The organism is Microcystis sp. M015S2 (genome assembly GCF_020245945.1).
Classification (GTDB): Bacteria; Cyanobacteriota; Cyanobacteriia; order Cyanobacteriales; family Microcystaceae; genus Microcystis.
Genome location: NZ_JADBTX010000145.1, coordinates 16,250 through 29,399 on the forward strand (window position 1 = coordinate 16,250; position 13,150 = coordinate 29,399).

The 13,150-nt window shown below is 44.0% G+C and carries 15 protein-coding genes; 5 read left to right on the forward strand and 10 right to left on the reverse strand.

The genetic code is table 11. The features are described 5' to 3' along the window. Both IM473_RS22365 and lipB read right to left on the reverse strand, forming a co-directional pair. Positions 1-1,263 carry a pentapeptide repeat-containing protein gene (locus IM473_RS22365; RefSeq protein ID WP_287660488.1) on the reverse strand — a complete coding sequence of 421 codons (1,263 nt, stop codon included), beginning with the start codon at positions 1,261-1,263 and terminating at the stop codon, positions 1-3. Between the two features lies 1 nt (position 1,264). Beyond that, positions 1,265-1,933, reverse strand: coding sequence for a lipoyl(octanoyl) transferase LipB (gene lipB / locus IM473_RS22370; protein WP_287660498.1), 669 nt, complete (start codon positions 1,931-1,933; stop codon positions 1,265-1,267). Positions 1,934-2,406: 473 nt separating this feature from the next. Between lipB and hpf the strand changes: the two genes are divergently transcribed. Further along, positions 2,407-3,006 carry a ribosome hibernation-promoting factor, HPF/YfiA family gene (hpf, locus tag IM473_RS22375; protein WP_287660489.1) on the forward strand — a complete coding sequence of 200 codons (600 nt, stop codon included), beginning with the start codon at positions 2,407-2,409 and terminating at the stop codon, positions 3,004-3,006. Between the two features lie 58 nt (positions 3,007-3,064). Here hpf and IM473_RS22380 read toward each other — a convergent pair whose 3' ends face one another. Then, on the reverse strand, positions 3,065-3,475 hold the full coding sequence (locus tag IM473_RS22380; protein ID WP_287660490.1) for an Hsp20/alpha crystallin family protein: 411 nt from the start codon (positions 3,473-3,475) through the stop codon (positions 3,065-3,067). A gap of 306 nt (positions 3,476-3,781) precedes the next feature. Further along, positions 3,782-4,423 carry an L-threonylcarbamoyladenylate synthase gene (locus IM473_RS22385; protein WP_002803551.1) on the reverse strand — a complete coding sequence of 214 codons (642 nt, stop codon included), beginning with the start codon at positions 4,421-4,423 and terminating at the stop codon, positions 3,782-3,784. Here IM473_RS22385 and larC point away from each other — a divergent pair. After that, entirely contained in the window at positions 4,400-5,656 is a 1,257-nt protein-coding gene (larC, locus tag IM473_RS22390; protein WP_287660491.1) for a nickel pincer cofactor biosynthesis protein LarC, read from the forward strand. The genes IM473_RS22385 and larC overlap by 24 nt on opposite strands. Before the next feature lie 40 nt (positions 5,657-5,696). Here the strand turns inward: larC and IM473_RS22395 are convergent, their stop codons facing one another. After that, positions 5,697-6,149: a DUF29 domain-containing protein gene (locus tag IM473_RS22395; protein ID WP_287660492.1), complete on the reverse strand. Its 453-nt coding sequence runs from the start codon at positions 6,147-6,149 to the stop codon at positions 5,697-5,699. 214 nt (positions 6,150-6,363) lie between these two features. Then, positions 6,364-6,972, reverse strand: a complete 609-nt coding sequence (gene rpsD, locus IM473_RS22400) for a 30S ribosomal protein S4 (protein WP_002798058.1) — start codon at positions 6,970-6,972, stop codon at positions 6,364-6,366. 360 nt (positions 6,973-7,332) lie between these two features. Here rpsD and IM473_RS22405 point away from each other — a divergent pair, with 360 nt between their 5' ends. After that, complete coding sequence (locus IM473_RS22405) at positions 7,333-7,833, forward strand: bifunctional nuclease family protein (RefSeq protein ID WP_287660493.1); 501 nt, start codon at positions 7,333-7,335, stop codon at positions 7,831-7,833. Between the two features lie 318 nt (positions 7,834-8,151). Here the strand turns inward: IM473_RS22405 and IM473_RS22410 are convergent, their stop codons facing one another. Next, positions 8,152-8,439: a ssl2009 family thylakoid membrane protein gene (locus IM473_RS22410; RefSeq protein WP_002803502.1), complete on the reverse strand. Its 288-nt coding sequence runs from the start codon at positions 8,437-8,439 to the stop codon at positions 8,152-8,154. Positions 8,440-8,453: 14 nt separating this feature from the next. Then, positions 8,454-9,107: a uracil phosphoribosyltransferase gene (gene upp / locus IM473_RS22415; protein WP_287660499.1), complete on the reverse strand. Its 654-nt coding sequence runs from the start codon at positions 9,105-9,107 to the stop codon at positions 8,454-8,456. A gap of 315 nt (positions 9,108-9,422) precedes the next feature. On the opposite strand from upp, the gene IM473_RS22420 reads away from it, so the two are divergent. Both IM473_RS22420 and mdh read left to right on the forward strand, forming a co-directional pair. Next, positions 9,423-9,638: an NAD(P)H-quinone oxidoreductase subunit O gene (locus IM473_RS22420; RefSeq protein WP_002782591.1), complete on the forward strand. Its 216-nt coding sequence runs from the start codon at positions 9,423-9,425 to the stop codon at positions 9,636-9,638. Positions 9,639-9,664: 26 nt separating this feature from the next. Then, the gene (gene mdh, locus IM473_RS22425; RefSeq protein ID WP_287660494.1) at positions 9,665-10,642 is read left to right on the forward strand and encodes a malate dehydrogenase; all 978 of its coding nucleotides are present in this window, start codon (positions 9,665-9,667) and stop codon (positions 10,640-10,642) included. Here mdh and IM473_RS22430 read toward each other — a convergent pair whose 3' ends face one another. Further along, positions 10,643-11,770, reverse strand: coding sequence for a THUMP domain-containing class I SAM-dependent RNA methyltransferase (locus IM473_RS22430; protein WP_287660495.1), 1,128 nt, complete (start codon positions 11,768-11,770; stop codon positions 10,643-10,645). Positions 11,771-11,965: 195 nt separating this feature from the next. After that, positions 11,966-13,027 carry a hypothetical protein gene (locus IM473_RS22435; RefSeq protein WP_287690560.1) on the reverse strand — a complete coding sequence of 354 codons (1,062 nt, stop codon included), beginning with the start codon at positions 13,025-13,027 and terminating at the stop codon, positions 11,966-11,968. Between the last annotated feature and the right edge of the window lie 123 nt (positions 13,028-13,150).

Genomic DNA, 13,150 nt, shown 5'->3' on the forward strand with positions numbered 1-13,150 from the left:
TTATCGGCCCAAAAGATTGGCAATATCAGCACATCCCCCCGGAATGGTTGCGCGGGACTTTTCCCCACACCAACGACAACAATAGTGACGTTGTTCCTCGCTCATATTTTTCACCCCGGTAAAATTGACATTTTCTACCACTGCTCCCGTGTGTTCTCCGCTGTCATAATTGGGGGGAACACTGCGACTGCGGGGGGTAGCATTTTCTAGGGAACCATAAAATAAACGCATCCCTTTGATATCTGCCCCTCTTAAATTAGCTTCGTAGAGAATTGTCCGCGATAAATTTGCTTTCACCAAATCGCTATAACTTAAATCGGCCCGCACCATATTCGCTTCGCTTAAATCCGTCCAGCGCAGATCCTGCCCGGAAATGTCGGCCCCGGCTAACATTACTCCCAATTGTACTACTCTTGTACCGAACTCTCGATCCTCCGCGTAACCCCCTTCCCCGTCTAGAATCGGTCGGCCTAGATAACGATCGCGTTTAATCGGTGATAATAGTCGCGATTGACTCAAAAAACGCAGTATTTTCGCTTTTCCAGAGGCATCGACACTGCTGAGGATGGAAGCGGTACGACCTTCTGCGATCGCTCTTTCCTGGGGCCAATCTTCTAAAAATCCCTCCTCATCCAAGGCTAGATCGGAAATCCCTTGAAAATAGGAATCGATCGTCTGTTGTTGGGTAATGCGATTTTGTTGTATGGTTAAATCCTTAGAAATAACGTACTGTTCCCAGGCCACATAGACAGCTAACACGGCGATCATAATCTGTCCCAAGGCCCCCACCCACTCGGCCCAAGAACCAAACTCATCGTATTTAAAACTGTCTAACCACCGCAATATGCGCTCGTAAACTCCTAAATATTTCCCTAATCCGGCCAGAGCAGCTATAAAAACTATAAAAGCGAAAACCGTCTGACGTTCAGAGGGGGTGAGATAATGGGCGATCCACTGGCGAATAGAGGGCAAAATCACCTGTAAAGATATTAATATCGCTACTATCGCCCCAGAAAAGCCTAACCAGTCCCAGCTAAAGACGAGGCCGATGGTCATCAGCATCAGGGGGGCCAGTAGTAACCCCGCGTTACCCGGTCGAAGATCTTTTAATACTAGGATGCGCTGACGCACAGGATTACGCGAAGATAAAGAGGAGACGTATTCGGAGGCATCGGGGGCCGATAAACTGGTTTTACCGTTATTTTCGGGGTTATCAGCCCTATTTTCCGCGGCGAGTTTTTCTGGGTCTTTGCGATCGCTCATGTTAATCCTTGTCAAGAGAAAATAATTCCACACCGAAAACTGAGGCGAAAACTCTCGATAAATCTTGCTGTACTTGCATAAGACTAATATTAGGCAGAAACTGCTGTAAACTGCCCACGGGTTTATTAGCAATCCCACAGGGAATAATCTCGGCAAACCCGCTTAAATCTGGACAAACATTGAGGGCAAAACCATGATAGGTAATCCAATGACTAACTTTAATACCGATCGCCGCTATTTTATACCCTTCTACCCATACCCCCGTCAAGCCCCCGATTCTTTCCCCCGACAATCCATAAATAGCGATAGTTTGCAGGATGACTTCTTCCAATTGTCGCAAATACCAGTGTAAATCCTGCTGATAATAGCGCAAATTGAGGATCGGATAGCCCACTAACTGCCCCGGACAGTGATAGGTGACTTCGCCTCCTCGCTCGATTCGGTACACTTCTTTATCAGTTTTGTCAAGATTAAATTTAATAAACTTAATATCTGAACCGGTACCGAGGGTGTAAACGGGGGTATGTTCCAGCAGCAGCAGCACATCGGGTAAGTCGGGATCGGCAATTCTCGCCGCCACCAGCGATCGCTGTTGCGCCCAGGTCAGGGAATAGGGAGTGATTGCCTGAATTTTCAGCCCGCAGAGACGAGGTATTTTTTGAGCATTCATTGCGAGATTTGTCAAAATATTTAAGAAATGTAAAAGAGCGCAAAGGAAGATTAAAAGAAGGGAAGATATATATGTTGGGGAGAATACTAAGTGCTAATCTAAGGTTATCCCATCTATTCCGAGGTTAACCGTCGCACAGGAGAAACAATCACCGGATTCCCTTGCTGGCGGCCAAAATCGGTTTCTTTAAATAAAAGTTAACAGAACTTCGCATTTCTGTTAAGAGAAGGTTTAGAGAAACTTGTTAGAATAGAGGCAGATAAATCCAGTTGCAAATAGGCGCTCGACCCGATGAATTTTCCGCGCGATCCGACAAAAAAAAGAGAAAGAGAACACCGACAATATCTAGACTGTGACCTCTAACAACAGCGTGATCGAGCAGATTTTTGAGGATTAAATTCCTAGCATCAACATCCCTTAAAAATAGTTGATGTGGACGGTCTATAGCAAAATTTTTAGATGGAGTAGTGAGTATGAAGCTATTGATTCAGGGCAATAATATCGCTGTCACCGAAGCTATTCATGATTATGTGGAACAAAAGCTGGAGAAAGCGGTGAAACATTTTAACGGCATGACCACAAAAGTGGATGTTCACCTCTCCGTGGAAAAGAATGCACGCATTCCTGATCGCCACAAAGCGGAAGTAACGGTTTATGCTAATGGAACAGTGATTCGCGCTCAAGAAGGAAGCGAAAATTTATACGCGAGTATTGATTTAGTTTCTGATAAAATCGCTCGTCAACTCCGCAAGTATAAAGAAAGATTGGTGGATCATCGCACCAACGCCACCGTTAAAACTAGCGAGGTGGTGCAAGAGAAACCCTTAGATGATAGCCTAATCGGTGATCGCACTCCCGAATTACCTGCGGAAGTAGTGCGGATGAAATACTTTGCCATGCCACCGATGACTATTGAGGAAGCACTAACACAATTGCAATTAGTCGATCACGATTTCTTTATGTTCTGCAACAAAGACACGAACGAAATCAACGTTATCTATCAACGCAATCACGGCGGTTTTGGTGTTATTCAACCCCGTCCCGTCAACCTAAATGGCAAAGAATCCAATTAACAGTTAGCGACTACAAATAAAACTAAAGACTGGAGAAATTCTCCAGTCTTTTTCTCATCTAACCAAGATTAACTTTCACCACTTTATTTTTTTCTGCCACCGCTTTCGGGAGGGTGAGATAAAGAATACCGTTTTGATAGTTAGCGGTAACTTGGCTATTTTGTACCTCCACTGGCAGGGTAATCAAGCGACTAAATTTACCATAATAAAATTCGCTGTTTTCTACCTCGTCAGGGCGTTGACGTTGCCCATTAATAGCCACCATTTGCTTGCTAACCTCCACATCGATATCTTTAATATCCATACCGGGTAATTCGATTTTTAATTGCACGGAATCCTCGTTAACGGAGATTTCCACCGGGGGACGAGATACCAATGAAGTTGTCGGTAATACTTCTTGAAAAAGTTGATCGATTTGACGTTGGACAGAATTAATTTCTAGGAAGGGAGAATAAAGAGTGAAAGCCATAGTAATAATTTCCTTGAGAGGTTTTCTCTGACTGCGATTATCTCCATCTTAAGCAACTAACTTGGCTTCCACAAGACGGTTTTCAGGAAATAAAAAGTCGCAATAACCGATACAGTTATCAGTTATCAGTTATCAGTTATCAGTGGGGTGTGGGGTGTGGGGTGTGGGGAAGTGGGGTGTGGGGTGTGGGGAAGTGGGGTGTGGGGTGTGGGGTGTGGGGTGTGGGGTGTGGGAAGAATAAATAAAAATAATCTCCTGTCTCCTGACTCCTGACTCCTGACTCCTGCCTCCTGTCTCCTGTCTTCGTTATAACCATTGTTGTAATTCTGGCCAACCCAAACCTTGACGCACGATATCCGGTTGATCGCAGGTAAAATCAACAATGGTTGACACTTCCGAACCAGGAGCCGAACCATCTTCGATAATTAAATCAACGATATGATCGAGGGCATCGAATAACCTAGCGGATTCTAATCCCTTGGTGGGAAAATCCCCCTCCTGATCGGGAAGATGGGCAGAACTAGAGATAATGGGATTTTCTAGGGTTTCGAGAATAGTGCGACAGATAACGTGATCGGGAACCCGGATACCGGTGGTTTTCCGCTTCGGATTCATCACCACTTTCGGCACTAATTTAGTCGCCGGTAAGAGAAAAGTGTAGGGACCGGGTATAACTCGTCGCATAATCTTATAAGCATAATCGCTGACCACTGCGTACTCGGAAATATTCGACAAAGAAGAACAGAGAAACGTCAAGGGTTTATCATTAGATAGTTGCTTGATTTGGCGAACTCGTTCGACGGCAGATTTCACATTGAGATCGCAACCGATCGCATAGACGGTATCGGTAGGATAAAGCATAATTGCCCCATTTTTCAGGGCATGACAGATTTCTTGGATAGAACGTTGTTGGGGATTTTCGGGATGGAGAGAGTAAATAGTAGCCATGATAGCAAAATCGTCGCCTATTGGGATTGTCCCACGGGAATTGCCGGGGATATGTGTTTAGGGGCGTTAGTAGATTTAGGAGTCCCCTTAGAATACCTGATTGCACAACTAAAAACTTTAGGAATCGAGGATGAATATCAGTTAAGGGCCGAAAAAGTGCATCGTCGCGGTCAAATTGCCACTAAGGTTCACGTCGATGTCACTGCCGAGAAGTCCGCTGATCATCACCACCATCACCATCATACCCCCGCTCGTCATTTACCGGAGATTGAAAATTTAATTAAACAGGCAAATTTACCCCAGAAAGTCCAAGAATGGAGTTTAGCGGTTTTTCAACAACTTGCGATCGCAGAAGGAGCCGTTCACGGGATCGCACCGGAAAAGGTGCATTTTCACGAAGTCGGGGCAACCGATGCCATTATTGATATCGTCGCGACTTGTTTGGGTTTGGATTGGCTATCGGTGAGTGAATTATACTGTTCTTCTCTACCCACCGGCGGCGGTACAGTTCAGGCCGTCCATGGTCGTTTACCGGTTCCTGTGCCAGCAGTAGTACAATTGTTCAGCCAGCGACAAGTACCAATTTATAGTAATGGCATCGCAGCGGAGTTAGTAACACCCACGGGGGCAGCTATTGTGACAACTTTAGCTAAAAGTTTCGGTAAAACGCCAAAAATGCAGTTAGAAAAGGTCGGTTTAGGAGCAGGTACAAAAGATTTACCGATTCCCAATCTTGTCCGACTTTGGTTAGGGAAAAAAGAACCAGAAAAGCTAGATGAAATCGAAACTGTGGCAGTTTTAGAAACTCAAATTGATGACTTAAATCCACAAGCGATCGCCTACTTAAGCGAGGCTTTATTACAAGCAGGGGCTTTAGATGTATTTAGTCAAGCAATTACTATGAAAAAATCTCGTTTGGGGATACTTTTGACAGTAATTTGTGCCTTGGATAAAATTGCTATTTGTGAAAATATGATCTTTCAGGAAACCACAACTTTAGGCATTAGAAGGACAATTCAAGAGCGATCAATCTTAAAAAGAGAGATACAATCGATCGATACTGTCTATGGACAAATTCGGCTAAAAGTTGCCTACAAAGAGTCAATTAATCAACCGATTACCGTACAACCAGAATACGAAGATTGTGCCGCTATTGCCCGTCAGCACCATCTACCTTGGCGATTTGTTCATCAAATGGCCTTGGCTATTTGGCAAGAAAAAAATCAGTCTTGACAGCAGGGCGATTTTCTCCTAAAACTGCTATATCCATTGTTCAAAAGCTATTTTCAGGAAAATAATCACAATTTAAAACCTGTTCTTGGGTAAAAGGACAATCAACCGGAAAAGTTTCTTTTGGTAAATTAGTTTCATTTACCGTCCCTCGCACTGCCTTTTGATAACATTCTGCGAAAATATCGGCTAAATAGGGTTTTAAGCTGGGACTATCCCTAAAAATAAGCTCTAATTGTTCTCTTTGCTCATCAATGGTATTTATCCAGCTATTAGTCCGTTTTTCCGATTGATATTGCCATTTAAGTAAGTGGATCAAGAGAACTTTTAAACGACTGAATACCTCCCGTCTATTATTACGTCCTATATCGGATATTTCTTCGATTAAGTTATCTAAATCAAGGGCCTGTAAATTGCCCTTTTTAAAGTGATTGACGGTTTGCTCAATCCACAAATTAAAATCAGTTTCATAAAGCTGAGATAATTGATTTTTCATGTTGATAATATCCCATTTAGAAGTGGGTGGTAACGGACCACTCTCTTAACTGTAACTGTTCAGGGGAGTTATCAGTAGGGGGAGCCAGTTGAGGTTCTGCCATTCGCAGTCGGATGTTAGCCAGCCCCATGTACAATCAAAAATACTAAATTTAGCCAATAAAATAAGGACGCTGCCAATTGCGTCCTCAAGGTATCTGGAAAAGGCTTTTTTCCTAGACTTTCCGAGAGTAGTATTCCACTACTAACAGTTCATTAATCGAGAGGGCAATCCATTCTCTTTCCACAACGCCATTCACTTTGCCCACGAGGGTGTTTTTGTCAAATTCCAAATGACTCGGCAGGTTGGCTAAACCGGGGTATTCCATATTTCTTTTGACTAGATCTTGGGAACGCTCTTGATTTCTAACTCCAATCACATCACCCGGACGGCACTGATAACTGGCAATATCCACAACTCTACCGTTAACGGTGACGTGACCGTGATTGACTAATTGTCGCGCCCCCGGAATTGTCCCGGCCATACCGAGACGGAAAACGGTATTATCCAGACGCATTTCTAAGAGTTGCAGCAGCACCTGACCGGTGGAACCGGTAGCCCGGCGAGCTTTGCGGACATAGCGAATTAATTGTTTCTCGCTGACACCGTAGTTAAAACGCAGTTTTTGTTTTTCTTCTAGACGAATGGCATATTCTGAACGTTTTTTGCGGGCCTGGCCATGTTGCCCGGGTGCATAGGCACGACGGGCATTTTTACGGGTTAAGCCTGGTAATTCCCCTAAACGACGCACAACGCGCAAGCGCGGTCCTCTATAACGAGACATACAGACAGTCTGCTCCTATTTAAATTTATCCCAAAACTATTATCGTAGCACAAATTAAGTAATTTAGTTGGGAAGTGGGAGTGGGGAGTGGGTAGAGGGAATTATCAATTATCAATTATGAATTATGAATTGGGGAGCGGGGAGTGGGGAGCAAAAAGCAGCAAGATTGGATCGGGGTATCCTGACTCCTGACTCCTGACTCCTATCTACTGACGGCAGCTGATGTATTTTTTTCATTAAAGATGAGGCTAATCTCCGCCATCTTAGGGCATACTGTGAGTGTAACGAAGCACTATATTATTCAGGTTGCTTTCCCACTCCTTCCCTAGCTGAATCTCTATCTTGGAGAAGCCATAAGCCATGATCGAAATGAAAGTCGCTGGAATTGCCCTAGACGCTATCACTCGCAGTCCCATTGTACTGCTGAAGGATGGTTCTGAGCGTCGCGCCCTACCTATCTACATCGGACAAGATCAGGCTAAGGCCATTATGACCGTCCTCGAACAACAAAAACCCCCTCGTCCTCTCACCCACGATTTGATCGTTAATATTTTTAAAGCTTGGGACATGGATTTAGAAAAAATTGTCATCCATTCTCTCCAAGATAATACTTTTTATGCTGTTCTCTGTCTCCAGCGCGGCGAAGTCAAAAAAGAAATCGATTGTCGTCCCAGTGATGCGATCGCTATTGCCCTGCGTACCAACAGTCCCGTCTGGGTAATGGAAGAAGTGATCGCTTCCGCTTCTATTCCTGTCGATCGTGACGCGGATGAAGAGGAACGTCAAGCTTTTCGCAATTTCGTCTCCAATCTTAGCCCCTCAGACCTGATCCAACGTCGCGGTGATTTTAGTGATCAGTGATCTTGAAGCGGTCAGCCGTCAGCCGTCGGCTAGATAAAAATGATAATAACAGGGAAATTATTAGGGGTCGAGAATAGAGTCGCCCCCATCCCCTCCCATTCGGAACCGTACATGAGACTTTCGCCTCATACGGATATTGGAACCCACATTCCGCACCCTCAACTGTCACATAATAGCTCCTGCAAGCGTGGTGTTTGATTACTGCTAATTCTAACGGAAAATCTTGCCCCTTGCCTCTTGCCTCATCTCAACAAGCAATTTAAATGCGCGGGCAGAGCTTATCCAAAAAGGTTTTGAGATTTATTCAGCCAGCCCTATTTAACGATCGCTGCCGTTTTCCTGTACCGATCCTAACTGTTGACGCACATCATCGATCGCTAGATTTAACTGGGCAATTTTATCTTCTAAACTGCGGCGGGCCATTTCCATGCCTTCCTCGGGAGTCAAGCGCCCATGGCGGATACCCTCCACAAAGGACTGATTATCACCAGCTGCTAAACCGCGGCGGCTGCGATTAGCCAACACTGTCCCCAAAACACCGCCCACTAAACCACCGACAATCGCACCGGCTAAAAAACCGCCCGCAAACCCATCTCGCTGACTCATAATCCGTTTTTCTCCTAATAGGTTCCAAAAGCTCGATCGCCGGCATCGCCCAACCCCGGCACGATGTAACCACGGCTATTTAGTCCTTCATCGATAATAGCCGTATAGATGTTCAAGCTGGGATAATTCTGACTCAATTTCTGTAAAGCCGGCGGGGCAGCCACCACGGAAATCAGGCGAATTAGGGCAGGATCAACGCCTCTGCCGGTAATTTCTGCCATTGCCGTTGAAATCGATCCCCCCGTGGCTAACATCGGTTCAAGAATTAACACCCTCGTGGCCGGATCAAAACTAGCCGGTAATTTATTTAAATAACAACTCACCTCCAGGGTTTCCTCATTTCTGGCTAAACCGAGATGATAGGTACTAGCTAGGGGTAAAAGACTTTGCGCCCCTTCCAACAGGGCTAATCCTGCGCGTAAAATCGGGACTACGGCTATCGGTACGCTAGGATCGATAAAAGTAGCCCGGCATTCCGCTAGAGGGGTTTTAACGCTAGTTTCCAGGGTCGGCAACCATTGCCGGGCTGCTTCGTAGGTTAACCAGCGCCCTAGTTCCGTCATCGCTGTTTTAAACAGTACCGAGGGGGTATTTTGATCGCGGGCGATCGCCAGCCAATGCTTAACCAGAGGGTGTTCGGGAACGTAGACGCGCAGTTGTAAAACCATGAAAACACGAGAACTCGATCGAGGGCTAAACTTTATCTTAAGCCAAAAAGCCATCAGCCTTGAATCAGTTATCAGTTTCTGAAGGCAAGGGGCGACAGGCACTCATGCAAAAGAAAGAATCTGGCAATTCTCCTACCTAAAAAGAAGGATAGAAACTAAGTAGATCAAAGCTTTTAGCTTAACCAATTAGGTTTTAGATTCGGCCTTTGGTATCGGTTATCAGTTCACTGTTGACTGAAAAAGCCCTTGTCAGAGGTCTGCCCGAATATGTAACAATTTATGGGAGAAACCCCCAGCAAATTTAACGAGAAAAACATGGCAGCTACAATTAAGAAAGGAGCTTTAGTCCGCGTGGTGACGGGAAACCTAGAAAATAGCCTCGAAGCCCTAGCCAGCGATCGCCGTTTACCCAGTTATATGTTCAACTCGACAGCAGAAGTCTTGGATGTAAAAGATGATTACGCTTTGATTAAATTCTATGTTCCTACCCCCAGTGTGTGGCTAAAGCTCGAACAACTGGAACCCGCCTGATGAGGATATTGCCTCATCCATAAATCATGGTTGACTTCTACGATACACCCCTCCCCTGTCAATCGCCCCGAGTCTCGGTTATTGGTGCTGGTAACGTCGGACGCACCCTGGCCCAACGCATCGCCGAAAAAAACCTCGCCGATGTAGTTCTCCTCGATATCGTCAATGGTTTGCCCCAGGGTATTGCCCTAGATTTGATGGAAGCCCAGGGCATAGAACTGCACGACAGCGAGATTATCGGCACTAATAACTATGAAGACACGGCAGGCTCGGATATTGTCGTGATTACGGCTGGATTAGCCAGAAAACCGGGCATGAGTCGCGATGATCTCATGAATGTCAATGCTAAAATTGTCGTCGAGGCCGCCACTAAATGCCTCCAGTATTCTCCGGAAGCCATTTTTATCGTCATCACCAATCCCCTGGATGTGATGACCTATCTAGTTTGGCAAGCGACGGGTTTACCCCCCCAAAGAGTGATGGGAATGGCGGGGGTCCTTGATTCTTCCCGTTTACAAACCTTTATCGCTATGGAATTGGGGGTTAGTACCGCCGACGTTCATGCTATGGTTTTGGGTGGTCACGGTGATTTAATGTTACCCCTACCCCGTTACTGTACTGTCAGTGGTGTGCCGATTACCGAATTAATGGACGAGATGACGATTAATCGTTTAGTGCAGAGAACTCGCAATGGTGGGGCTGAAATCGTCAAATTACTGCAAACTGGCGGCGCTTATTACGCCCCTGCTTCCTCTGCCTGTATAATGGTCGAGACGATATTGAGAAATCAATCCCGTTTACTGCCGGCGGCAGCCTATCTTAAGGGTGAATACGGCCTACAGGATGTCTATTTGGGGGTTCCCTGTCGCTTAGGCTGTCGGGGTGTGGAAAGTATTCTGGAAGTGCGTTTGACCGATGCTGAACGTCTGGATCTACACACTTCTGCTGCCTCAGTTCGTCAAAATGTTCATTTAGCCCTTGACAGTCTCAAGGTTTTGATGTAGTTAATACAACTCATATTTTAAGAGGGTACAGGGCAGAGAACCGTTATACAAGGGAGTGCGACGGGAAGAACGCAGACCGATTTGTTTAGTCAGTTCTTTGTTTCCCGATAAAATATAGGCTGTCCAACCCTTAAACCTCTGTTTTAAGACATCACCGAAGGATTTATATAAAGAGCCTAATTCTTCGGTATTACCCAATCTTTTGCCGTAAGGGGGATTACAGAGAATAATCCCTCGATCGCTCGCCGGTTCTAAGTCGGTGATGCTTTGCAAGCTAAAATTAATATGGTCCTGTACTTGACAAAAATAGGCATTATCCTCGGCCTGACGCAAAACCTCGTAATCGGCATCACTAGCATAAATTGGCGCATTTAGCTGAAATTTTTGTTTTTCTTTAGCTTCCTGAAGCAAAGATTGCCATAAATCCGGTTGATAGTCTGGCCATTTCTGAAATCCGAACTGGGAACGGGATAAACCGGGGGCAATATTTAAAGCTTTTAACGTCGCTTCGATGACAATGGTTCCCGAACCACAGAAAGGGTCCAAAAGCGCCATATCATCCTGCCATGCCGATAATTCTACCAAAGCAGCGGCGAGACTTTCTTTCAGAGGTGCGACTCCCATGGCTCGATGATACCCGCGACGATGTAAACTGTGGCCAGAACTATCTAAACTAAGCACACAGCGATTTTTCTCGATATGAGCGTTAATTTGCAGGTCGGGGTTTTCTGTATCCACAAAAGAACGGGGATTCCCCTGTTGACGCTGTTGGTCGATAATAGCGTTTTTGATGCTTAAAGCGGTGTAATGGGTGTGATTGAGGCGATCGTTCGTTCCCGTACATTGTACCGCTAAAGTTTCCTCACTGCTGAGATAATCGCGCCAATCAATGGCTTGAATGCCATCATATAGTTCCTTCCCATCCCCACAGGGAATTTCGGCAATGGGAACCAAAACCCGAAAAATAATTCTTGACCAAAGATTGACTCGATAGAGTAGGGCCAGATCTCCCTGAAAATGGACTCCGGTGAATACTGGTTTCACTTCTTTGGCCCCCAGGAATTCTAATTCCCTAGCGGCAATTTCTTCTAGTCCCCTAGCGGTAGTAGCAAAATAGGATCGAGTCATTTCAGTTATCAGTTATCAGTTATCAGTTATCAGTTATCAGTTTTCAGTTTTCAGTTTTCAGTGACTAGCGCCGGTCGTTGGTAGCTTGAAATCAGAAAGATTTTAATTTTTATCCCCTTGTAAATTCCTAGCTGATTCGCTCTTTCTTTATCTTGTAGGTAGTTGGCGATCAAATCAAGTTTTTGTTAGGAAATATTAAGGGTTTCTCCCAATCAAGACTAGACAGCATTCTCTGAGAAAATAATGTAGGCGCTCATTATCGTTAGGGAAGGTTTTCTCGCGAGTTGCCTGAGCTATATTTGCTAGTTCTGTTTCTCTTATCTCTATATTATCCAGCCAACGCTCAAAATCTCCTCTGTCCATGTGTTCTTTAAATTTATTGGGATTATCTATACATAATTCGAGTAATTCTGGGATATTGTTAACGTCTTTTCGTCCACCATTGTCTAAGTCAAAACCGAAGGATGGATTATATTCTGGATTTCTACTGTAATTTTGAATTTTATTAAGAAGATTTTTAAAACAATCATTAATAAGTTCATTTAAAAGGTTTTGTTTATTTGCTCCTTGTGCTTGCATCAAAACTTTAGTATTCTGTACTTGATTAGCTAGGCGAAATTCATCTAAAGTTTGCAGTCTCGATTTTAACGAGCCATTTTCTATCTGAATAATAGCATTATCTCTATCATCAATCATTGATTCTACTATTTGATACATTCGTGTAGATTTCACTTCTTGATTTTGAATATGTTCAAATAAATTATTGATAAGTTCATTTAAAAGGTCTTGTTTATCTGCTCCTTGTGCTTGCATCAAAACTTTAGTATTCTGTACTTGATTAGCTAGGCGAAATTCATCTAAAGTTTGCAGTTTCGATTTTAATGAGTCATTTTCTATCTCAATAATAGCATTATCTCTATGATCAATCATTGATTTTACTATTTGATACAGAGGAATAAAATATCTTATAGGTTTTATCCAAAATATTCGTGTACTTTTCACATCTTCATTTTGTTTGTCAATTCCTTTGTACCAGATTTTTTTTAAACTTCCTTCACCGTCTCTTAATGCGGCAATTTCCTTACTATCTTCTGTAAATATTGATAAGTACATATGTGAAATTATCTTTCTAGTTTTTGGTGGGATTAATAATAACACCAAAATACATATAATCCAAATCCCTATGTCTACTACTGCAAAAACAGCACCCGCTAATCCCAAGAGTTGGATAGTACCAAAAACCTGACAGGGGGACAAGCAAGCTGAAAAGCTTATGTAGCATGGAATACAGACACAGACTCCCAAAAAAGATAAGTCATATTTACTATATATGACCTAAATAACGAAAATGATAAGTGAACTATACCAGAAAGTCTTAGA

Excerpts from the sequence above, each read along its gene's own strand:
- IM473_RS22395 (WP_287660492.1), bottom strand. The coding sequence starts at position 6,149 with ATGAAAAATCAATTATCTCAGCTTTATGAAACTGATTTTAATTTGTGG.
- IM473_RS22430 (WP_287660495.1), bottom strand. The coding sequence starts at position 11,770 with ATGACTCGATCCTATTTTGCTACTACCGCTAGGGGACTAGAAGAAATT.
- IM473_RS22410 (WP_002803502.1), bottom strand. The coding sequence starts at position 8,439 with ATGAGTCAGCGAGATGGGTTTGCGGGCGGTTTTTTAGCCGGTGCGATT.
- rpsD (WP_002798058.1), bottom strand. The coding sequence starts at position 6,972 with ATGTCTCGTTATAGAGGACCGCGCTTGCGCGTTGTGCGTCGTTTAGGG.
- IM473_RS22380 (WP_287660490.1), bottom strand. The coding sequence starts at position 3,475 with ATGGCTTTCACTCTTTATTCTCCCTTCCTAGAAATTAATTCTGTCCAA.
- IM473_RS22365 (WP_287660488.1), bottom strand. The coding sequence starts at position 1,263 with ATGAGCGATCGCAAAGACCCAGAAAAACTCGCCGCGGAAAATAGGGCT.
- IM473_RS22385 (WP_002803551.1), bottom strand. The coding sequence starts at position 4,423 with ATGGCTACTATTTACTCTCTCCATCCCGAAAATCCCCAACAACGTTCT.
- upp (WP_287660499.1), bottom strand. The coding sequence starts at position 9,107 with ATGGTTTTACAACTGCGCGTCTACGTTCCCGAACACCCTCTGGTTAAG.
- IM473_RS22420 (WP_002782591.1), top strand. The coding sequence starts at position 9,423 with ATGGCAGCTACAATTAAGAAAGGAGCTTTAGTCCGCGTGGTGACGGGA.
- hpf (WP_287660489.1), top strand. The coding sequence starts at position 2,407 with ATGAAGCTATTGATTCAGGGCAATAATATCGCTGTCACCGAAGCTATT.
- larC (WP_287660491.1), top strand. The coding sequence starts at position 4,400 with ATGGAGAGAGTAAATAGTAGCCATGATAGCAAAATCGTCGCCTATTGG.
- lipB (WP_287660498.1), bottom strand. The coding sequence starts at position 1,933 with ATGAATGCTCAAAAAATACCTCGTCTCTGCGGGCTGAAAATTCAGGCA.
- IM473_RS22405 (WP_287660493.1), top strand. The coding sequence starts at position 7,333 with ATGATCGAAATGAAAGTCGCTGGAATTGCCCTAGACGCTATCACTCGC.
- mdh (WP_287660494.1), top strand. The coding sequence starts at position 9,665 with ATGGTTGACTTCTACGATACACCCCTCCCCTGTCAATCGCCCCGAGTC.